17 protein-coding genes and 3 pseudogenes are annotated in these 22,296 nt (G+C 50.6%); 5 read left to right on the top strand and 15 right to left on the bottom strand.

Annotated elements, in window-relative coordinates:
- Both D9736_RS22445 and D9736_RS22440 read left to right on the top strand, forming a co-directional pair.
- Positions 1-673: autotransporter outer membrane beta-barrel domain-containing protein (locus D9736_RS22445; RefSeq protein WP_130259202.1), on the top strand; the 673-nt coding region annotated here is incomplete at its 5' end.
- 133 nt (positions 674-806) lie between these two features.
- Positions 807-1,439: a LysE family transporter gene (locus tag D9736_RS22440; protein ID WP_130218317.1), complete on the top strand. Its 633-nt coding sequence runs from the start codon at positions 807-809 to the stop codon at positions 1,437-1,439.
- 400 nt (positions 1,440-1,839) lie between these two features.
- Here D9736_RS22440 and yahK read toward each other — a convergent pair whose 3' ends face one another.
- The 10 genes and pseudogenes from yahK to D9736_RS22395 all read right to left on the bottom strand — a co-directional run bounded on the left by yahK (position 1,840) and on the right by D9736_RS22395 (position 11,385).
- On the bottom strand, positions 1,840-2,889 hold the full coding sequence (gene yahK, locus D9736_RS22435) for an NADPH-dependent aldehyde reductase YahK (RefSeq protein WP_130224219.1): 1,050 nt from the start codon (positions 2,887-2,889) through the stop codon (positions 1,840-1,842).
- Between the two features lie 250 nt (positions 2,890-3,139).
- Positions 3,140-3,550 carry an ASCH domain-containing protein gene (locus D9736_RS22430; protein ID WP_130259201.1) on the bottom strand — a complete coding sequence of 137 codons (411 nt, stop codon included), beginning with the start codon at positions 3,548-3,550 and terminating at the stop codon, positions 3,140-3,142.
- Positions 3,551-3,869: 319 nt separating this feature from the next.
- Entirely contained in the window at positions 3,870-5,252 is a 1,383-nt protein-coding gene (locus D9736_RS22425; protein ID WP_130259200.1) for an amidohydrolase family protein, read from the bottom strand.
- A gap of 9 nt (positions 5,253-5,261) precedes the next feature.
- Complete coding sequence (locus tag D9736_RS22420; RefSeq protein WP_000661631.1) at positions 5,262-6,212, bottom strand: carbamate kinase family protein; 951 nt, start codon at positions 6,210-6,212, stop codon at positions 5,262-5,264.
- 75 nt (positions 6,213-6,287) lie between these two features.
- Positions 6,288-6,607 (bottom strand): annotated as a pseudogene (locus D9736_RS23805) (hypothetical protein).
- A 30-nt stretch (positions 6,608-6,637) separates the two neighbouring features.
- Positions 6,638-6,886, bottom strand: a pseudogene (locus tag D9736_RS23800) (hypothetical protein); the annotation flags it as partial.
- A gap of 35 nt (positions 6,887-6,921) precedes the next feature.
- Complete coding sequence (locus D9736_RS22410) at positions 6,922-8,340, bottom strand: DUF1116 domain-containing protein (RefSeq protein WP_130259198.1); 1,419 nt, start codon at positions 8,338-8,340, stop codon at positions 6,922-6,924.
- The gene (gene fdrA, locus D9736_RS22405) at positions 8,340-9,887 is read right to left on the bottom strand and encodes an acyl-CoA synthetase FdrA (protein ID WP_130259197.1); all 1,548 of its coding nucleotides are present in this window, start codon (positions 9,885-9,887) and stop codon (positions 8,340-8,342) included. The genes D9736_RS22410 and fdrA overlap by 1 nt, the downstream gene beginning before the upstream one ends.
- A complete protein-coding gene (locus D9736_RS22400) occupies positions 9,877-10,740 on the bottom strand; it encodes a DUF2877 domain-containing protein (RefSeq protein WP_130259196.1) in 864 nt (287 codons plus the stop codon). The genes fdrA and D9736_RS22400 overlap by 11 nt, the downstream gene beginning before the upstream one ends.
- A gap of 39 nt (positions 10,741-10,779) precedes the next feature.
- Positions 10,780-11,385: an ankyrin repeat domain-containing protein gene (locus D9736_RS22395; protein ID WP_000153100.1), complete on the bottom strand. Its 606-nt coding sequence runs from the start codon at positions 11,383-11,385 to the stop codon at positions 10,780-10,782.
- A 257-nt stretch (positions 11,386-11,642) separates the two neighbouring features.
- On the opposite strand from D9736_RS22395, the gene D9736_RS22390 reads away from it, so the two are divergent.
- Both D9736_RS22390 and D9736_RS22385 read left to right on the top strand, forming a co-directional pair.
- Entirely contained in the window at positions 11,643-12,140 is a 498-nt protein-coding gene (locus tag D9736_RS22390) for a DUF1097 domain-containing protein (RefSeq protein ID WP_001013877.1), read from the top strand.
- Positions 12,141-12,231: 91 nt separating this feature from the next.
- Complete coding sequence (locus D9736_RS22385) at positions 12,232-13,164, top strand: LysR substrate-binding domain-containing protein (RefSeq protein WP_063069923.1); 933 nt, start codon at positions 12,232-12,234, stop codon at positions 13,162-13,164.
- A gap of 41 nt (positions 13,165-13,205) precedes the next feature.
- Here the strand turns inward: D9736_RS22385 and D9736_RS22380 are convergent, their stop codons facing one another.
- Both D9736_RS22380 and ehaA read right to left on the bottom strand, forming a co-directional pair.
- Positions 13,206-14,294, bottom strand: coding sequence for an EAL domain-containing protein (locus tag D9736_RS22380; RefSeq protein WP_130259195.1), 1,089 nt, complete (start codon positions 14,292-14,294; stop codon positions 13,206-13,208).
- A 139-nt stretch (positions 14,295-14,433) separates the two neighbouring features.
- The gene (gene ehaA, locus D9736_RS22375) at positions 14,434-18,435 is read right to left on the bottom strand and encodes an autotransporter adhesin EhaA (RefSeq protein ID WP_130259194.1); all 4,002 of its coding nucleotides are present in this window, start codon (positions 18,433-18,435) and stop codon (positions 14,434-14,436) included.
- Positions 18,436-19,032: 597 nt separating this feature from the next.
- On the opposite strand from ehaA, the pseudogene D9736_RS22370 reads away from it, so the two are divergent.
- Positions 19,033-19,325 (top strand): annotated as a pseudogene (locus D9736_RS22370) (hypothetical protein); the annotation flags it as partial.
- Positions 19,326-19,356: 31 nt separating this feature from the next.
- Here the strand turns inward: D9736_RS22370 and D9736_RS22365 are convergent.
- The 3 genes from D9736_RS22365 to D9736_RS22355 are packed head-to-tail and all read right to left on the bottom strand — an operon-like array spanning position 19,357 to position 22,202.
- The gene (locus D9736_RS22365) at positions 19,357-20,052 is read right to left on the bottom strand and encodes a lactate utilization protein C (RefSeq protein WP_130259192.1); all 696 of its coding nucleotides are present in this window, start codon (positions 20,050-20,052) and stop codon (positions 19,357-19,359) included.
- Positions 20,045-21,472, bottom strand: a complete 1,428-nt coding sequence (locus D9736_RS22360) for a LutB/LldF family L-lactate oxidation iron-sulfur protein (RefSeq protein WP_130224197.1) — start codon at positions 21,470-21,472, stop codon at positions 20,045-20,047. Before D9736_RS22360 ends, D9736_RS22365 begins: the two co-directional genes overlap by 8 nt.
- Before the next feature lie 10 nt (positions 21,473-21,482).
- Entirely contained in the window at positions 21,483-22,202 is a 720-nt protein-coding gene (locus D9736_RS22355) for a (Fe-S)-binding protein (protein WP_130218352.1), read from the bottom strand.
- Between the last annotated feature and the right edge of the window lie 94 nt (positions 22,203-22,296).

Here is a 22,296-nt window from a genome sequence, read left to right as displayed (position 1 = left end):
CAAGAGTCACACGCATTCCAGCCTGACCGGGTACAGCTCACGTGGGCAAATCGACGGCTACAGTGTGGGCGTGTATGGCACCTGGTACGCTAATGAAGCAGACAAAACAGGGACTTATGTTGACAGCTGGTTGCTCTATAACTGGTTTGATAACACCGTCTCCGGCGAGTACCTGCCGAGTGAGAAATATCACTCTGACGGCATCACCGCCGCCATTGAAGCGGGTTATACCTTCCGTCTTGGTGAAAGCGCAGATGCCCGCACCAGCTACTGGCTGCAGCCCAAAATGCAACTGACATGGATGGATGTGAAGGCAGACAACCATACGGAAGACAATGGCACGCTGGTTGAGGACAGCACCGAAGGCAACCTGCAAACACGTCTGGGGGTGAAAGCATATCTGCAGGGTCATCATGCTATTGATGATCATAAAGAGCGTTCTTTCCAGCCTTTCGTGGAAGCCAACTGGATTTATAACTCCCGCAATTACAGCGTGAAGATGGATGGCATCAGTGATGAGATCATCGGCGCGCGTAACGCAGGCGAGTTAAAAGTCGGGGTGGAAGGTCAGCTTACTCCGCGTCTGCAACTGTGGGGTAACGTCGCCCAGCAGTTGGGCGACAATGGTTACAGTGATACCCAGGGAATGCTGGGCATGAAATATCTCTTTTAATGCCACTTTGCCACCTGTCACGTACAGGTGGCACTCTTTTGAGATCCACGGTCTTTGTGATCGCGCTCGCATTCAGTCATTTTTACTATAAATATGATGAAGTTAATTCAGCTTATTTATGGGTGAAATCACTATGGACCCTTTGCACGCCGTTTACCTGACCGTCGGACTGTTCGTCATCACCTTTTTTAATCCTGGGGCAAATCTTTTTGTCGTGGTACAAACCAGCCTGGCCTCAGGCCGTCGTGCAGGTGTACTCACCGGGCTTGGCGTGGCGCTTGGCGATGCCATCTATTCCGGGTTGGGATTGTTTGGGATGGCGACGCTCATTACCCAGTGTGAAGAGATATTCTCACTCATTAAAATCGTCGGCGGCGCTTATCTTTTATGGTTTGCCTGGAACAGTATGCGCCGACAATCAACACCACAGATGAGTGCATTACAGCAGCCGCTTAATGCTCCCTGGTATGTATTTTTCCGCCGTGGACTCATTACCGATCTCTCTAATCCACAAACAGTTTTATTTTTTATCAGTATCTTCTCAGTGACGTTAAGCGCAGAAACGCCGACCTGGGCGCGGTTTATGGCTTGGGCAGGGATTGTGCTCGCATCTATTATCTGGCGTGTATTTCTTAGTCAGGCGTTTTCTTTACCCGCCGTGCGTCGTGCATACGGGCGTATGCAGCGCGTTGCCAGTCGGGTTATTGGTGCGATTATTGGTGTCTTTGCGCTACGGCTGATTTATGAAGGAGTGACACATCGGTGAGCTGATAATTGTAACCAACCCAATTGAGAAATTGGACCGCCATCGAGGCCTCGAACCCCGTACCATACAACAATCCTGGTTGTCGTCTGCTCTTCCTGATGAGCTAATGGCGGTTTTTTGATACGAACCTTACAGCATATTTCCTGTCAGGCCCTGGTGCGATGCATAAGATACAGAAACTGCCCTACGCGAACATGACGGAATTATGATTTTTTTCATATGAATGTCAACTCATACATTCACAAAATATCTTTGTTGATCATTTAGTAAGCAACATTGAGTTTATGTCGGCTGAGCACTTTACACAGGCAGCGAACTCTTGCCCCTGCGCTGAATGTTGTCGCTCTCTTAGTGCCGGAGAGCGACGTTATATGCAGCACTACGCGCTATATTTAATTTTTCAGTCCGTTAGCGTGCCATTATCAATCACAAAGCGATATTTCACATCGCCGCGCAACATTCGCTCATAGGCTTCGTTAATTTGATCGGCCCGAATCATCTCTATATCAGCTACGATGCCATGTTCGGCGCAGAAGTCGAGCATCTCCTGGGTTTCCGGAATGCCGCCAATCATCGAGCCAGCAATTGAGCGGCGTTTCATGATCAGGTTGAAAACCTCCGGCGACTTATGCGGCGTTGCGGGAGCGCCAACCAGCGTCATGGTGCCATCGCGTTTCAGCAAAATCGTAAAATCATCGAGATTATGCGGCGCAGCAACTGTATTTAAAATGAAATCGAAACTCTTCACGTGGGCCGCCATTTCATCGGCATTACGCGAGTTAACGACTTCATCAGCCCCCAGGGCTTTTGCCGCTTCGCGTTTTGATTCAGAAGTGGTAAACGCCACCACATGCGCTCCCATCGCGTGGGCCAGCTTGATTCCCATATGCCCCAGACCGCCAATGCCGACCACGCCCACTTTTTTACCTGGCCCGGCCTGCCAGTGGCGCAGCGGTGAATAGGTCGTAATGCCTGCACACAGCAACGGCGCAACGGCGGCAAGCTGCTCTTGCGGGTGGCGAATACGCAAAACGTAACGCTCATGAACAACAATTTGCTGCGAATAACCGCCCAGAGTATGGCCCGGCTCGTCTGGCGTCGGCGCGTTATAGGTCCCTGTCATGTGGTCACAATAGTTTTCCAGCCCGTCTTCACACTCTTCGCAGTGTTTACAACTGTCGACAATACAGCCGACGCCTACCAGATCGCCCGGCGCATGTTTTTCCACCTGATCACCAACGGCCACCACGCGCCCCACAATTTCATGGCCAGGCACACAGGGATAAACCGTCCCCGCCCACTCCGAACGGACCTGGTGGATATCGGAATGGCAGACACCACAATAAGCGATTTCGATTTTGACATCATGCGGTCCCGGTTCACGTCGGGTGATGTTCATCGGTTCCAGCGGTTGTTTAGCGGAATATGCACCAATAGCTTTGATCTTCATTGCGTTTACTCCTGGTTAGCTATGTGTGTTTGGCGATGCCTGATATGTCATCGCGGCAAAACGCGTCCATTGAATATAGCCAATATTTAAGCCGCCCGATCCAGCCCCAACATACCGCGTACCTGAATGAAACAGAGCAGCAACGTTCCCCACTGGGCCAATAGAGGTGTTTTTTGCCATGCGTAAAAACGCAAAATAAATATAACTGGCGATATTTATGTTGGTTTTTGGGCGCAGATAAATTAATTATCTACACAACGTCAATAAGGGCATACTCTTCGAAGATAACGTCCATTTCTGGCGAATAACTTCCTTCCGCCTCGAAAAAACGACGGTGTTCATTACGCCAATATTTAAGACTGAGATCACCTTCGCCTTCCTTACGGGCAAACTCTTCAGTGACATCAGAAAAGCGCAGTAAATGCAGGCCAATAATTCTGATAACACAAACAGGCTCGCCAGCGCTATTTTGCACAATCTTATACTCACCAATGATCGGAAACGCGTTGTCCTCAATACATCCCGCCAGCGAACCACAGGAAGCAGTTTTAACACCAGTCGCAATCAACGTTGCGAGGTGATCGGCCAACGCTGCTGAATCGCCAAAAGTACAACAGGAAGCATGAGGATATTTTTGTGAGATATTTTCTTCTATGGACATGGGAATATTTACGCAATCATGGAAAAATAAATCACATCATAATTACTCTTGATAATAATCAGCAAGAGTATCATTGGTTTTTCTACGCTTAATCTTTTTTATCCGAAGCAGGTCACATTTATGGCTTGATAAATATCTTTGTTAACACTCTTTTTTTGTGTATTTCTCTCAAATAATCCCCTAAAAATTATGCCTGGAGATTATAAAGTTCAGGATGATTCATGAGCAAACCACTGCCGACACACTCATATTCAAATAGCCCCACTCCCTGGGGCTTTAAATCTCTTACTTTCACCGTTGCAAACACATCAAATGCGTATCAACCTGCCACACTCCCCCACACCAGCTGTCCTTTATGGAACGTCGCCGTTCTCGGCGAGATACGCGCCACCGCCTCGGCGGAACAGGAGGCATCCACCAGCACAAAGCTGGCGTCATCCTGCGCTTTTGGCCACACACGCTCGCCTTTTTCATTCAGCGGCAACACATCGCCAGTGGCTAAAAACAGCGAGCGGGATAAATTCTGTTCGTTAGGACGAATATAAAGCTGCGCGTAGAGATTGGCTTTTTCCAGCATGTCGCCCAGGCCGTAAGGCGACCAGTGGTCGATAACGCTATCGGTGCCGGTCATCACTTTTACGCCTTTGTCGTGGAGCTGTTTGAGCGGCATATGCAACGTGCCAATCGGCACCGTCGAGGCGATAGAAATTTGCTGCGCCACCATCCGGTTCGCCAGTTCATCAATCTGTTGCTCGTTGAGCGTTGCCAGCGCAAAGGCGTGACTGATGGTCAGTTTGCCTTTCAGCTGTGGCGTTTTCTCCACCGTTTCAACCATATAATTGATGGCTGCCACGCCTGCCGGAGTGGTTTCGTGCAGGTGAATATCGACGCCTTTGTCGTAGTCCAGCGCAATCTGGAACATGGTGTCGAGGGATTTTTCCATCGCGCCATCGACACTGGTTGGGTCCAGCCCGCCGACGTAATGCGCGCCTGCCTGCATCGCTTCACGCATTAAGGGTTCCGATTTCGACAGCAGCAAACCGTGCTGCGGGAAGGCGACAATTTCACACTCGAAACCCGCCTGACGTCGTGCCAGCACCGCCTGCAAATTTTGCAGATTTTTCAGGCCGGAAACCGGTTCGATATTACAGTGGCTGCGGGCAATGGTGGTGCCTTTCGACTGCAATAAATCGATCAGCTTTTCTGCCCGCTCCTGAGTGTACGGTTGCAGCTCCGGCAGCATTTTCTGCTCGAGCTTGATCATGTCCTGGATGGTGGTGCCTGCCGGACGATTGAGCGAGCGCCACGGCCCGCCGTAAAAGGTTTTGTCGAGATGAATATGCATGTCGCGGGTGGTGGGCAGCATCAACTTACCGCCAGCGTCATAGTGCGGCAGCGTGGCGTCCGGATGCTGCTTGTTCTCGCGCAGGGCAACAATTTTGCCGTCCTGAATCTCCACGGTCTGGCGCGCCGTGCGGGTCTGCACCGCCACGCCATTTTCGTAGTCAAATCCAGTTTCCAGCAGCACGTTGTCGAGATAGTAATGCGGGTCAGTGATTTTCATGGTGTTGTTCGCTTCGCAGTTTGTGGTGCCAGAGACCGCCGCATGGGCGAGCGGCACAGAGGTACCAAACAGCGCGGCGGCGGTGACCATCTTACCGCTCTGGCTCAGAAACTCACGGCGGCTATTGCTTTCTTTCATCTTACGTCCTTACGTTTTAATAATATGAGTGCCCGTTTCACCGCGCAGCGCCGCAGGCAGGCATTCCGGCGTGGTGATAATCACTTCTTTGCCGCCCTGTTCCAGGAATGTCAGGCTGGCGATGATTTTTGGCAACATGCTGCCAGGCGGGAAATGCCCTTCCTGCATATAGCGGGTCATGGTGGCAATATCTACGCGATCCAGCGCCTGCTGCTGCGGCTTGCCAAAGTGAATACACACTTTTTCCACGCCGGTGGTGATCACCAGAATGTCGGCGTGAATTTCGCGAGCCAGTAGCGCAGTGGAGAGGTCTTTATCGATAACCGCGTCCACGCTTTGGTAATCCCCCGCTTCGCTGCGCACCACCGGAATTCCGCCGCCGCCCGCGCCAATCACCACAAAGCCTTGTTGGATCAGCGCCTTAATGGCAGGCGCTTCGACAATACGTTTCGGTTCCGGCGAGGCGACCACGCGGCGATAGCCCCGTCCGGCATCTTCAACAAAACGCCAGTCAGGGTTTGCCTTTTGTAATTCGTCACGCTGGCTTTCACTGAAGAATGCGCCAATGGGTTTGGTGGGATGGGCAAACCCCGGATCGTTTTTATCCACTTCCACCTGAGTCACCACGGTGACGGCTTTTTTCTCGCCGTGACGCGCCAGTCGGTTGTTCAACGCCTGTTGGATCAAGTAGCCAATGCCGCCTTGCGTATCCGCCACACAGTTCGCCAGCGGCGTTAAGGGCAGCCCTTCGCGCTCGTGGGCAATCTCCGCACGGCGTAAATCCAGCCCGACCTGCGGCCCGTTGCCGTGGGTCAGCACAATGTCGTAATCGGAAGCCAGCATTTCCAGCACCGTATCGGCGACGGCTTTCACCGCCTCCGCCTGATGCTCAATCGACTGGCTGGCGTTATCTTTGATAATGCTGTTGCCACCAATGGCAACGACCACAAGTTCTTTCATGTTGTTATGTCCGCTACAGAGGGTGATGAGGTTATGACCAACGCCAAATTGCCTGATGCGCTACGCTTATCAGGCCTACAATTCTTGTGCCATTAGTAGGCCGGATAAGGCGTTCACGCCGCATCCGGCAATCGTGACAAATGCCTGATGCGCTACGCTTATCAGGCCTACAGATTCTTGCGCCACTCGTAGGCCGGATAAGGCGTTCACGCCGCATCCGGCAATGGTGACAAATGCCTGATGCGCTACGCTTATCAGGCCTACAATTCTCGGGCCATTCGTAGGCCGGATAAGGCGTTCACGCCGCATCCGAAAGTGGTGACAAATGCCTGATGCGCTACGCTTATCAGGCCTACAAATTCTCGGGCCATTCGTAGGCCGGATAAGGCGTTCACGCCGCATCCGGCAATGGTGACAAATGCCTGATGCGCTACGCTTATCAGGCCTACAGATTCTTGCGCCATTCGTAGGCCGGATAAGGCGTTCACGCCGCATCCGGCAATGGTGACAAATGCCTGATGCGCTACGCTTATCAGGCCTACAGATTCTTGCTCCACTCGTAGGCCGGATAAGGCGTTCACGCCGCATCCGACAGTGGTGACAAATGCCTGATGCGCTACGCTTATCAGGCCTACAAATTCTCGGGCCATTCGTAGGCCGGATAAGGCGTTCACACCGCATCCGGCAGAGACAACGCGTACTTTGCAGGTCAGACGCCGTAACGTTCGCACCAGCCAAGAATGGCTTTCTCGAAGCAGGCGAATGGTGGATGCACAATGCCCGCACCAATCATGCCGACGCCCGCATCTTTATGGGCAATGGCGGTGTTGATCACCGGCAGAATGCCGCTGCTGCCCACGCGGGTGATATCGATTGCCGACGGCACGCCCATAAAACCGAGCAGCGGAATGGTGACGTTGGGGTTTTCCCCAAGAGTGATTTCACGCATCTGACGAGAGAAATCGATAGCTTCTTCCACCGTGCCGCCCACCAGCGCGACGATCGCAGGCGCGGTCGCCATAGCAAATCCGCCAATACCGTAGGTTTCGGTGATGGCGCTGTCGCCGATATCCAGCCCCGAATCTTCCGGCTTATAACCGGCAAACATCGGGCCGATGACCTGCTGCGCCGGACCAGTAAACCACTGCCCCGGTAATCCGCTGACCCGCAGGCCGAACTCGACGCCGTTACGCGCCATGGTGGTCACCACGGTGCTGTATTCGATGCCGTGCGCCGCATCCATCGCCGCTTTACACATCGCCATCCACGTCGGGCCGGAGAAGTAGTCGCTGCTGGCGACAAACTCAAACACTTCGCGCTGTTGCTCGACGGAATAACCGGCCTGAATAATCCCCGGCGTCAGCGCCTGAATCAGCAGCGTCGTCCCGGCGTTATTGCGGTTATGGCATTCATCGCCCATATGCAGCGCCTGCGCCAGCATTAAGCGCAGATCGATCTCGCCGATAATTTTCATCGCGTCGCGCAGCATTGGCCCCTGCACATCGCGCATCCAGTTGAGGCGGTCAATCACGCTCTGGTCGTTAGCGCCCATGCGCAATATCTTCGCCATCTGCTCGCTCATATTGGTATAAGCGATGTTGCCGTAGGTTTTGTTTTTCACGATGTGCATAAACATCGAGGCAGAGGTAACGCCCGCCATCGATCCCACGCAGTCGTGCTCGTGGCACGGCGAGAAGGTGATCTCCCCGGAGGCCGCCAGTTCAGCCGCCTCATCGAGATCTTTCGCCAGCCCTTCGAACACCAGCGCCCCGGTGACCGCGCCTTTCATCGCGCCGCACATTTTTTCCCAGGTGGTGGGCGGCCCGGCGTGAAGAATGGTTTTCGCCGTCATGCCCGGCACCACGTTAATCGCCTGATCAAAACCAATCAGCACCGGATGCGACTGGATAATGCGCTCCAGCGCCTGCTGGTTAGCGGCGGCGATTTTGTCTGCCAGCGGCGAATCGGCAATGTTATCCAGCGCCTGTACCACCTGCATATTGCCCTGCCCCGGCGGCGTCCAGTCAAGTTGGGTCACTTCTACATGCTGCTTTTTCAGGTCATCGCTAAACATGGCGATGCCGACGTTAATAACGTTCAATGGTTGGCTAAACAGTGACTGGCTCATCAGGCTTCCTCCCCTTTGCAGATAAATTCACGCGCCAGCAATCCGGTATTGGTGCTGCTGCTCGCCAGAATCACTCCGGCATCAAGCAGCATCTGGCTTTGTTGTGCTAACGATGGCGTATCAAGATCGGTACCCAGCACATAGGCGAGAATGATCAACTCGCGTCCTTCGGCAGCGGCGATCGCTTTCGCTTCTTTGATCGCCTCGAGGGTGGAGCCGACCGGATCTTCATGCGATCCAAATCCGAGCACAAAATCCATCACGATCACCGCCACTTCTGGATCGCGCGCCTCTTCGATCAAGCGACTGATGCGGTTGGTGGGGTCAATCATTGGATGCGGCTTGCCGTTGGTGAAGTCGTCATCGCCAAAGTCGAGGAAGGTGTGTTTGATGCTGCGGTTGATATCTTTCAGGCGGAATTCCGGATCGGGCTGAATGTTGCTGTAGACATCGCCATGTTTTTCCATCACCGCGAACATGGTTTCGTCGCACAACGTGCCGCCGCAGAACAGGCCACGAATGTATTTCTGCTGCGGTTGCAGACGCGCACGCACATCCGCAATCAACGGCTGGTTAAGCGTATGCAGGTCGAGATGTTCCTGTTTCACGCCGGAGAGCATCACCGCTTTTAGCGCCGCCTCTTTGGTGCCGCGGGCAAACTGGAGCCCCTGCTCATCCACCGGCGTTTCAACGCGACCGAGGAAGCAGACCACCACCGGCTTGCGGCAGGCGCGCGCGCGTTCCAGCACTTTGCGGGCCACCGCAGGCGCTGGCGGTTTGGAGATAAGCACAATGATTTCAGTTTGCGGATCGTTTTCCAGCATCCCGATAGCGTCGAGCATCATCAGGCCGCCGATTTTCTCGCTCAGGTCGCGCCCACCGGTGCCAATCAGTTGCGAAACGCCGCCGCCAAATTCATGAATACGGACGCTCAGTTCCTGGCTGCCGGTGCCGGATGCGCCAACAATACCGATGTTGCCGCGACGCACGGCGTTACCAAAGCAGAGCGCCGCGCCGTTGATAATCGCCGTGCCGCAGTCTGGCCCCATCATCAGCAGCCCTTTTTCGTGGGCCAGCTGCTTGAGCGCCAGTTCATCTTCAACCGAGACATTATCGGAAAACAGCATCACGTTAAGGTCGTTTTGCAGCGCCTGACGCGCTTCGCGCGCAGCAAACAGGCCGTTGACCGAAATCACTGCCAGGTTACTTTCCGGGATATGCTTTTTGGCGCTGGCAATCGTGGCGTAACGTGCCTCGTGCGAGCCGCTTTGCGCTTTGCTGTTGAACAACTCTTCAATCTCCACCAGCAACTGCTCGTTGTCCGCGCCCGCTTTGCCGTTAATGACAATCATCAGGTCGCCGTTTTTCGCCTGTTCCAGCTCCGGCGTCAGCAGCCCTAAATTTTTCAGTACGCCTTTGTTCATTTCGGTCGCCATCGCCACAAATGCCTGCTCGACGCCGTCGAGTTTATTTGCACGCGTGGAGATAGACATCAGCGAGACAGAATCAAAATAGGTATTCGGTTTAATGACTATTTTAACTGACATAATTCCCTCCGTAGGTTTGGCTCAGCGCACAACCATCGGCCATGCCATACAGCATGTCGCAGCCGGAACTGGAGCCAATATGTTTAATTTTTTCTATTGCCTGAGTTGCGTTCCCAGGGATGTCATAAATAATGTTGTGAATAAAGCGATGAATATTTTCCCGGCAGCGCTGTTGTAATGCGGCTTCCAGCGTTATGGCACTTAATAACGTGGTATTATTTTTGCCGCGTTGCAGACCGAGATAAAATTCCTCTTTGTATTTTTCCGCCGGATGCCCGGATATAAATAAAATAAGTGCCAGACCTGTTAAATAATCGTCAGCTGATGGCGTAAGGCCAATCCCTAAGCCCATCATACTGGCGACCGCTGCGGCGATATTTTGTTTTTCGTTTACGGCCTGAATAACTGCTTGTCGTTTAATATGTAGTTCTTTATTTAACGCCTGATAAAACGGATTATCGCCGCGATAATTAAACAGGGTTTCATTTCCCCCCAGGTGCTGATGAATAATGTCGTGCCACTGTTGCCAGGCGATAAGGTGAAAATTCACAGCGGTCATTTGCAAGGTTGGGGACAGCCAACGCCGACAACGACTCATCTCTATATGAAGATGTTGACCAACCGTAATGCCTTGATCGTCAAACTGAACCTTATCACCATGCCGGAACAGACCATCAAAGTGAGTGAGTGCCAACCGACAACTGTTTGGCGCATTGTCGTACTCTTCACAAAGCAGCGTCAGCAACTGCTGGCAGGCCGGGAGTGCGATATTTACCGCTCTGGCAAAGACCTGTTCAACCTGTCCTTGCCCCCGCTGCGCCAGAAAATCCGCATCCGCAGTTAGCGCCCACACACACCGTTTTTCTGGTGTGTTGATAGCAAGCCTCCCGGTTTATGCACCTGCGGCAATCAGTAACTGCGCAATCTCTTCAAAGCCCCGTTCCCGCGCCAGTTCCAGCGGCGTTTTGCCATATTTATCGGTCAGATGCGGGCTGGCACCGTGTTCCAGCAATAGCTGGACAATCGCCTGCTGTTTAATCCCGCCATCGTTAAGCACAATCGCTTCCAGTAGTGGCGTCCAGCCAACATGGTTGGTCTGGTTAACGTTAATTTCCGTATGCGCCAAAAGCTCTTTTACAATACTTAAATGGCCTTTTTCACAGGCAGGCGTCAGGCCGACACCGCCAAAACGGGTGACGCAATTAAGGTCTGGTTTAGCCGGTAAAATAATTCGTAGCAGCGTTAAATCACCGTTCAGGCAGCTCATTAAAAAAGGATTTAAACATGTCAGGTCTTGTTTATTAATATCCGCCCCGGCATCAATTAATGCCTGAACGCAAGCATATTGCTGATATAAACTTGCCAGCGTAATTGCCGTTTTCCCCTGGCGATCGCAGGTATTTATATCGACACCCAGCGCAAGACAGGTTTTTACTTTATCGATATCGCCCTGTTGTGCAGCCAATAAATAGTCGGCAGGTAGATTTTTTATCGTCATTCACATTCCCCTGGTTTTTGTGGCTGTTTTCGATGAATTGAGAATAGCAACGATAATCTGATAAAAGAACCCGCTTAAATTTAATTCGCCGTATTTCGCCTTTTTGTTGAATGATGTTCAACAATCTTTTCGCAGTGTGCGGTAGTGCAACATTTGTTTCTTTGACCCGATACCCTTTCACTCAATCAGGTTTTATTTCTCTATAGTCTGCACATGTAAGAGTAGCTTTCGTCCATGTCTAACCAGAGGGGAACAAGATGAACGGACTCACGGCAACGGGTGTCACCGTCGGTATTTGTGCAGGGCTTTGGCAGTTAGTGTCTTCACATGTTGGGCTTTCTCAGGGATGGGAATTATTAGGTACCATTGGGTTCGTCGCCTTTTGCAGTTTTTATGCCGCAGGCGGCGGTAAATCGGGGTTTATCAGAAGTCTGGCGGTTAATTATTCCGGGATGGTGTGGGCGTTTTTCGCCGCGCTGGCTGCTGGTTGGCTGGCCTCGGTGAGTGGGATTTCCGGGTTCTGGGCGAGCGTGATTACGACTGTCCCCTTCTCGGCGGTGGTGGTCTGGCAAGGGCGTTTCTGGTTACTGTCATTTATTCCCGGTGGCTTTCTCGGCATGACGCTGTTTTTTGCCAGCGGGATGAACTGGACGGTGACGTTACTGGGTTTTCTGGCGGGTAACTGCGTGGGGATAATTTCAGAATATGGCGGACAAAAATTAAGCGAAGCGACGACTAAACGCGACGGGTATTAAAAGTTATTCAAAAATGATTATCTATCTTTAACCGATACCTCTACAGTCATAGCTGGAGAAATTCATAGTAGATAATGGCGGGAATGGTTTAATGAACTCAATTTTTACCGAAGAGAATCTGTTGGCATTTACTACCGCTGCGCGTTTTGGCAGTTTCAGTAAAGCCGCAGAAGAGTTGGGTTTAACCACTTCCGCCATTAGCTACACCATCAAGCGTATGGAGACGGGGCTGGATGTGGTGCTGTTCACTCGCAACACCCGCAGCATTGAGTTAACCGAGTCCGGGCGTTATTTTTTCCGCAAAGCTACCGACCTGCTGAATGATTTTCACGCCATCAAACGCAGTATCGATACTATTTCGCAGGGCATAGAAGCACGGGTGCGCATTTGTATTAATCAGCTGCTTTATACGCCCAAACACACCGCGCGCTTATTACAGGTGCTGAAAAAGCAGTTTCCTACCTGCCAGATTACCGTGACGACCGAAGTGTATAACGGCGTCTGGGATGCAATTATTAATAATCAGGCAAATATCGCCATCGGCGCACCCGATACACTGCTGGACGGTGGCGGCATTGATTACACTGAAATTGGCGCGATTCGCTGGGCTTTTGCTATCGCGCCGGATCACCCGTTAGCCTTTGTGCCGGAGCCGATCGCCGAAAGCCAACTGCGTCTCTACCCTAATATCATGGTGGAGGACACCGCGCATACGATTAATAAAAAAGTGGGCTGGTTGCTGCATGGGCAGGAGTCAATTCTGGTGCCAGATTTCAACACCAAATGTCAGTGCCAGATTTTAGGTGAAGGGATTGGTTTTTTGCCGGATTACATGGTCCGTGAGGCGATGACGCAATCCCTGCTGGTTACCCGACAAATCCATAATCCGCGCCAGGATTCGCGCATGTTACTGGCGACTCAGCATTCTGCTACGGGTCAGGTGACGCAGTGGATTAAAAAACAATTTGCGCCAAATGGCATATTAACGGGGATCTATCAGGATTTACTGCATCGGGAGAATTAATCGCTGCCAACCTCCCGATGCGCTGTGAATAGCGGTTTACATCAACCACCTGCTTTCATTACCCATTCAGAGATAAATTTATTACCCGGAACTGGCGGGGAGTACAAATAGCCCTGCAAAAAGTGAACGCCTTTACCGATCATTAAATCCGCCTGCTCCTGGGTTTCTACCCCTTCCGCTACGATACTCAGACCAGGCTTACGCGCCAGTTCGACAATATTGTCGACAATATGACCGGAGATTTCGTCCACGCTCGCCATTTGCACAAATGACTTATCGATCTTAATAAAATCGACCGGGAACGCCTGCAAGTAACGATAGGTCGCATAACCCGTACCAAAGTCATCCAGCGCAAAGGTAATATTGTGCTGATGAAGGCTATCAAATATCGCTCTGGCTTCTGGCGTTACCGGAATGGGGTTACGTTCCGTCAGCTCAAGAACCAGTTTGATTTTATCGTTACCTAATTTCTTAACCAGGTTCAGGCACTCTTTTTCAAATCCCGCAGCCAAAAAACAGCCCGCCGAGACGTTGATACCAATATGGAAGTTGTCCGGCAGCAAATGTTTTACCGGCATCAGAATATCCGCAGTCAGTTTCATCAACTGGCGGGTCATTATGACGATAAGACCAGATGACTCCGCCAGAGGAATAAATTGATCCGGCGGGATGATTCCCGTTTGCGGATGTTCCCAGCGAACAAGCACTTCACAACCTGTCAGTACTCCTGTCTGAGCACAAAATACCGGTTGGATCCATGGTTTGAATTCATGGTTTTCCAGCGCCAGACTGATGGCTTCAGGTGTGACAATATGGTGACAACGGTTGTCAGGAAGATAAATTTTATTTTTATTTCCCGTGGCAGTGGTTACCTGCGGGTGATACTGAAAAAAGATATCCCGCCAGAAGGTAATATCACTCTGGATGCCTAATTTCTCATACAACTGCTTCTTTTGATGTGAAATTGTCTTTGCACTGCGATTTCTGTACTGTGAGATTTCTGTAACCGACATCCCCTCCATTAGCAGCTTGAGTAAAAGCCGTTCTTTTTCGGACACAATACCAGGCAACGTCAAATTCACCGTTGCGCCGAACTCTTCCAAAAAAACACTCAAATCATGCGAAGCCATTTAACACACCTTGATTAAATCTTGTGCGCCAGCTTAATCTGCTTGTCTTCACTCTGGCAGGAAAAGCTGACTGCAAGAAAATGACACAGAGAGCCGAATTGGTACCCATTCGGCTCTCTCCTTTTACTTATTATTCAGATCAGAATTGCCACTTAACGCCAACCATTGCAGAGGTGTCATTATATCCCTTATCAGCAACCTGAACGCCCACATTTCCCCAGACATTCAGGTTGGCATTTAGCTGTCCTTCAACACCCGTCTTTATCTCGGCAATATTTCGGGCTCCATCCTGAGTGACTGACACGCCATCCATGCTGGTGCTGAAATCCTTACTGTTATGCAGCCAGTTCACTTCTACAAACGGCTGGAACTCGCGGGATTTACCGTCGTCCATTTTATGATGACTCTTCAGCCAGGTTTTTACACCAAGTCGAGTCTGAATGTTGCCATCACCGTTGCTATGAACGAGGGTTCCGTTGCTTTCGCGGTGCTTATCGGCTTTGACTCCCATCCAAGTAACCTGAGCTTGCGGCTGAACATACCATTCATTACGCGTTCCCTGGCTGCCATTAAATTCAGCTAATTTGTGTTTGTATCCAGCTTCCAGTGAAGCGGTAAATCCTTTTGATTTATAGGATTCACTTTGTAAATCATCACCTTTCACTGTGTTATCAAACCAACTGTACTGCGCCCAACTGTCGAGATACGCGCCATTATGCGATTCGTCATCGGCATACCAGGTGGCATACAGGCCGGTGCTATATCCGTTCACACTCGCTTTTGCACGATAACCGGTTCGCGAGGAAATGGTTTTGCTGTCGCTGTTGCCATATCCCGCCATGACCCCAACATGCCAGCGGTCGTTGCCGTTTTGGCTCCACTGCGCGATGTCGCCTCCCAGTTGCAGAACATAGCGATTGCTTTGGGTTTTCAGCTGGCCGCTGCCATCGCGCCATTTATTATGACCACCTTCATGGCGCATCCACATAGTGGTTTGTTTCTGCTCACCCGTCACCATGTCGGTATAGTCCGTATTACCCAGACGCTCATGCAGACGCGTGGTGAACATGGTATTCGCTGCTGCAAGGTTCGCGATGTAGCTACCCGCCTCCGGTCGCAGGTCATTATCCACATTCAGATCCGGACCCGGCGTAGGTGTCGGGTTAGGGGTCGGCTCTGGATTCGGGGTTGGCTCCGGCTCCGGGTTTGGCTCCGGGTTCGGCATCGGCTCTGGCTCCGGTTGCGGTTCAGCTGAATCACCACCACTGGTCAGATACCAGTTTCCGCTGTTTGCCCCCTTACCACGCGCGAGAGTGTAGTCATACGCGCCCGCAACGATACGCCCCGCCTGAACAAATTCCCCCTCAGACTTACCATCAACATGGATAAGTTCAATGCCGTTAAGCGTTTTAGCACCTGTACCACCAGCGTTATTCACCGTAACGGAGGTCGTGCCGCTGGTATCGCCCTCAACAACCAGTTTATCCGTCACTGAATCATCGCCATTCAGTGCCGTATTCATCACCAGTCGGCCGTTATCACCATGGTAGTTCCCCTTCACCACTAACGCGTTGCCCGCTTGCTGTCCAGACTCTCCGGTCATCAGCGTACCGTTGTTAGTCAGGTTGCCGCCAAGGGTGTAATTCACAGGCACAGCCGCTCTTTTTTCAGCGCTATTATTCAACACCAGGGTACCGTTGTTCTCAACATTTGCGCTACCCAATCCCTGTGCATGACTTACCAGAACATTAGCCGAGCTGGCAATATTCATATTAGCCGTCAGGTTGCTGTTATCGCCCGCAAGGTCCAGCGTGCCGTCCTGAATATTCAGCTCCCCGTTACCCGTTAACGAACCGGCTGAAGTCCCCCCGTTGGCAAGAGTCAGGCTCCCGCCGTTTAAGTTCAGCAGCGAATCGGCGCTCCCATTGAGCGTATCCACGGTCTGGCTGTGACCATTCATATCCAGTTCAGTCTCTGCCGCCAGACGCAGTTCACGGGTATTACCCAACACGTTATCGTTATTCAACAAGAGCGTCCCGCTGCGCAGATCGGTAATACCGGTATAGTCGTTGTCTTTGTTAGAAAGCGATACGGTCTGACCTTTCTGGCTGCTGAATGCCAGGTCACCACTGCCGGTAATCTTTGCGCTGAGATCGGCGGCATTCTCGCTTTTACCGTTAGAGCTCAGCACCAGAGCATCGCTGTCGGTAGCGTGTAAATCAAGCTGGGTCAGGCCGTAACCGATATACAGACCGTCATTGTTTACCCCACTCGTCAGACGATAGTCGTAAGTGCCGACGGCGGCTTTTTTCCCATTCTGCTGAATATCACGTTGGGCGCTGCTGGAGAGGATTTGCCCATTTTTATCCTGCAATTGCAGATTGCCCGCATCCCCCAGAACTTCCGCACCTTGCGCATCAACCAGCTTAATGGCGCTGTTACCATCATCAACTTCAGTAAGCGATAACGCGGAGTCAATATCACGAGATACTGAGCGGACAACATCACTGTCAGAAACCTGAATCACACCCTCGCCGCGCAAATCCAGCGTTTTACTAACGTTGACTGTCCCTTCTGTCATCTGTGCACCCGCTGTCAGGGCACCAAAATCAACGGTTCCGCCGGAGAATCCCAAAGTGTTAATGGAGTGAGCGCCCTTACCCACCGTTACCAGGCTTCCCTGACCCGCAGTGATCCCGCCTCTCTGCAGAAACTCAGCATTCTTTTCCAGGTTAAATGTCGTGTTCTGGAACGCCAGTGAACCCTGGAACCAGTCTGTATAAGCAAACTCATCGAAGGAGAATTCGTGATTCCCCATGTTTATTTCAACAATGCCTCTACCTTCAAGATCGTTATCAAATACCCAATCTTTATTGGCATTGATTTGCAGTTTGCCATCAACATCCAGTTCTGCACGGCCGATGTTCTTGTCTTCAGAAATAACCGCGACAGCATCGGAAGCAACATCAATATATCCGCTGAATGCATAGTTATTGCCGGTCAACTCCACCGTCCCACTGTCGATACTTATTGTACCGTTGCCAGAGATCTTATTGGCAAAGGTCATACTATCGTCAGCCTTCAGGTGTAATTTCCCGCGGTTGTTGATTTCTGCTGTACCTATATTTTGGGTGATCCCTAAAGCGCCATTTTGCTCAATTTTGACTTTACCGCTAAAGGCAGAGTTATCACCGGTTAAGTAAGTCGTGCCATTGAGCGCATTGATATAGCCCAGGCCCTCGCTGCCACTGACAATATCCGCGGAAATAGTCGCGTTTTTATCCGTGTGGTTTAAGGTGATTTTCTTATCGGATGTCGAAGCCCAGACAAACTCAATTTTTTCGGCATCAATAATCCCTGCTGCCTTCGCTGCGCTTCCTTCCTGTGCACCTAACGCCAACTCAGAGTTGGTGCTTAAACTAATAGTAGGCGCAGAAATTTTACCACCTTCCGAGACTGCCAACGTTGTATCGGAGTTTTGATTATAATAGCCCAGGCTAATTTGCTTACTGGCATTAACTTCACCGCCGTTATTAACTGACAGATACTGATCACCACCGTAACTGCTGAAAACGCCCATAAAGAAGGTTTCAGAATTTACCTGGCTGCCTTCACCACTGACATTTCCCTGCGTATAAGTCAGACGACTGGTGCCCTTAACATGGATTTTGCCGCCGTTGGAGACATTGAAATAGCCGCGATCATGTCTCATGCCTGAGTTTGACTCATACAAATCATCAGCATATAACTCGCTGCCAGCATTGGAGACATTCAGGAATCCCGTACCTTTCAGCAAAAAGTTAAGTGGGCCATTGATACGCACCTTCCCTCCGGTGATATCCAGCCCACCACCAGAGTCGAGCGTAAAACGTGGACGAGAAGATTCTGTCGCATTGATAACCAGATTAGCATTATTGGTCACCGTAATATGGTAATCGATGCTCTTGTTCTCTTTGCCAAAATCAATAGTCGCATCCTGGTTTACGATGACATTATCAGCGAACGCCAGAGATGAATATAAACTTATCGCGCTAATTAAAACAGCCCGGGATTTTTTGCCTTTTATTTTGCTTCCCAGTTCAGAGCAGACGCTCCAACAGTTACGGGACCTGTTCCACTTTAGCCGATATATTTTATTCATCACAATCTCCAGCAATACATCCAAATAAAACCAAGATTGCATAAACAGCAACGTATAAAATGCCATCCCGGTTGCTGCTCATGGCATATATAAATTCAAAAAAAACGCATAACATTGATAACCACATACCTGGGCATGTAGTTCAGAGAGTAATAATAGATTAACTTACTACCGGATACCTATTTCAAATTAACAATCTTAACTTAATCCTTACATTAGCCCCCAGTCTCGAACATATGCGCATTATATGTATCTAAGAGCTCAAATCAACTCAAAATATAAACAAGAAGCAGGCATTACACATTTAATATATAACCGACAAAGGTGATAACTCTTATTAGGTATTTAATTATAAGAATTGTCTTATTAATAAATATATATGCGCATAAGACTGAATCCATTCAGCTTTCATTCATATAAAACCGTTAATTAATAGAATATAAGATTTACAAGTGACTAAGAGGAATTACAAGATATGAAGTTACAACTATATATAATATATGCATAAAATTCTACAGTGGTTCAATGATTCCCGTACCATATGCAGACATGGCGCAGTTTTATGCACGTCCTGGAACATCACACTATTCCCTGTGCGTCGATTGTCAGACCGATGAACAGCTCAACGAACTTGTGCGTAATTGCACCGAAACCGCCTTTCCCCCGTGCGATGCGTACAGAACAGACTACGACGAGACGACGGGCCGTATACGAACTGGAAGGCCTGCGCGTGGTGGATGCATCAATTATGATTGGTGAGAAGCACGGCTGCGTATTTTGTGGCGAATAGAATACTGCTAGAGCTAAAAATTCAGTCGCGACTTGATTTGACTGTAGGCTTTGCAAGGTTGAGAGTTACCGTTTTGATACGGGACCGAATCCTGCTATAAAAACGTGAGGTAACTCTCATGTTACTCTCTCTCAGCAATCCTCAATAATCAGGTATACCGCTTTCACCGGGCCATGAACCCCGACGACTTTGATAAGCTCAATATCCGCCGTTGAACTAGGGCCGCTAATGATGTTAATGCAGGACGGCATACGTTCACCGGACTGCGCTTTCTGATGCAATTTTTCTGCGAGTTGCGCCACACGTGGCAGGATGGTGCTTTTACGCAGGATAAAAATTGAAGACTCAGGGAGCAAACTCAACGAGCGCCCACGCTCAGCAGCGGAAAAAAGCACCACGCCTCCCGATTCTGTTAAGCCATATTCAGCATACACTACGCCAACTTTAGCCTGCTCTGCCTGCGAGATATTCTCGGCACCTTTCAGCGGATCCCACACGGCGGCATTGCATTCCTGTTGTAAACGCTCACGGATCCCCAGCTCTTCCAGTCGCCTGTCACCGCTAATCACCACCGACTGCTCTCCCAGCTCTTTACACAGGCGTAATGCAGCATCCGCGGCCTGCGTCTCGCTGGTCAGTTCACAACGCGTCAACATGACATCACTGGCAAACTGGATAAACGCGTCACAGCGCTGTTGCTGGTTAAGTTCAGTAAGACGCTCGTTTGCATAGTTGTTAAGCGGCACATCTTCCGTTTGCGGTTCGAGTCGCAGCGGGCGGCCCAGTGCCTGAGCAACGTTTTGCAAGAATTCGCTTCGATTATCCATTTTTTTTCTCCTGCGCCTGATGTTTCTTAAACCAACTACGGAAACTCTCGCCGTCAGCTTCAGGAAGATCGCGTGCTTCCATCCAGTCACTAATCGCGCCAAATTTGAGTGGTGTTTTGCCGCCATTGATAAACCAGCTTGCCGCATGAGCACCGGCCATCATCCCGACTTTCCACAATCCCGGATGGCTATTGGCATAAGCGAACATTTTGATCGCCCGTTGCTCTGCTTTTGCGGTGATCCCTTTTTCAGCCATCACCCGACGATGACGCAAAATCAGTTTCGACAGAGGAATACGCACCGGACACACGCTGTCACAGGCCGTGCATAAAGAGCAGGCGTAAGGTAAATCTTTAAAATCTTTATAGCCGCCAAGTAGCGGAGAAATCACCGCGCCGATTGGCCCTGGGTAAATTGAGCCGTATCCGTGACCTCCAATGTGGCGATATGCCGGACAAGTATTCATACAGGCTCCGCAACGAATACAGCGCAGCACATCCCGAAATTCAGAGGCCAGCACTTCAGAACGCCCGTTATCAACAATAACCAGATGAAACTCTTCAGGCCCGTCCACATGCCCCGCTTCGCGCGGCCCTGTCAGCCAGGTGTTGTATCCCGTCAAACGTGCGCCAACGGCACTACGCGCCAACATGGTGATCAATACATCAACCTCGGCAAACGTGGGGGCAATACGCTCCATCCCCATCACCGCGATGTGCGTTTTAGGTAGCGTGGTACACATTCGCGCATTGCCTTCATTGGTCACCAGGCATACCGAACCAGTTTCTGCTACCGCGAAATTACAGCCGGTTATACCGATTTCGGCACTGAGGAAATCTTCACGGATCTTTTGACGAATGAATAAGGTCATCGCTTCAGGCGTCTCCGGGCCATCATAGCCCAGACGTTCGTGTAGCACCCGGCGGATCTGGTGGCGATCTTTATGGATAGCCGGGACCACAACATGAGATGGCGGATCTTGATCCAACTGAAGAATGTATTCACCCAGATCGGTTTCAATCACTTGAATGCCAGCATCCTGCAACACATGATTGACACCAATCTCTTCGGTCACCATCGATTTAGATTTCACCACCTTCCGGGCATTTTTGCGTTGGGCGACCTGTAAAATGTAGCGGGTAGCGTCTTCTTTTGTTTTTGCAAACCAGACGTGACCGCCGTTTTGCGTCACTTTTTCGGAGAGCTGGTACAGATAAGCGTCGAGATTACTCAGAACATGATCACGTATCTGGCTGGCACGATCGCGCCACTCCTCCCAGTGACCTAATTCATCGACCATTTTTTGCCGATTTGCTCCAATACGCTGCTGCGCGTTTGCCACCGCTTTGCGCATGATCGGATCTTCAATTTGCTGACGGATGCGTGTCTTGAATTCTGTATTACTGGTTTTGATCGACATCTTTATACCCTCAGCGGCTCATCAGCACTTCAGCAATATGCATCACTTTGACTTTCTGCCCTTCCCGTTGTAATCGCCCACTTATATTCAGCAAGCAACTAATGTCGGCACCAATTAAATACTCAGGACAAACCTCCATCAGGTGTGAAACCTTTTCTTTCACCATCTCGCCGGAAATTTCGGCCATTTTGACCGAGAACGTACCGCCAAACCCGCAGCAAGTATCCTGTTCGGCAAAGGGCAACAGCTCCAGTCCACGTACATTTTTTAGCAGCGTAAGTGGTTCATCCTTCACGCCCAACTTACGGGCCAGACTACAGGATGGATGATATACCGCCCTCCCTTGCAAGCTGGCGCCTACATCGACTACCCCTAATGTATTGACAATAAAAGAAGTGAGATCCTGCATACGTGCGGCGACCTTTTCTGCACGTGATGCCCATTCTGGTTCGTCAGCCAGATATGTTGGGTAACTTTTTACGGCGTAAGTGCAGGAACCGGCGGGAGAAATAATGGGATCGTCGTTATCTTCAAGTGCAGCGATCAGATTTTTCATTCCTGGGATCGCTTCTTTGATATAACCACTATTGATCGCAGGCTGACCGCAGCATCCCTGTTTCTCAGGAAAATTTACGCGACAGCCGAGTTTTTCCAGGAGCAGCACGGAGTCTCGTGCCATCCTTGATTTCAGTGCATCACCGATACAGGTAACAAAGAAATTGACATTCACAACCAATACTCCATTGCTTCATTTCTATTTATGCCTGATCGCAACCACCCCTTCTGGGTTTTCAGACATCAATAAAAATGGCGGCTTTTTTATT

The sequence above is a fragment of the Escherichia sp. E10V10 genome (genome assembly GCF_004211985.1).
Lineage (GTDB): Bacteria > Pseudomonadota > Gammaproteobacteria > Enterobacterales > Enterobacteriaceae > Escherichia.
This window is presented reverse-complemented; position numbering and strand designations above follow the sequence as displayed.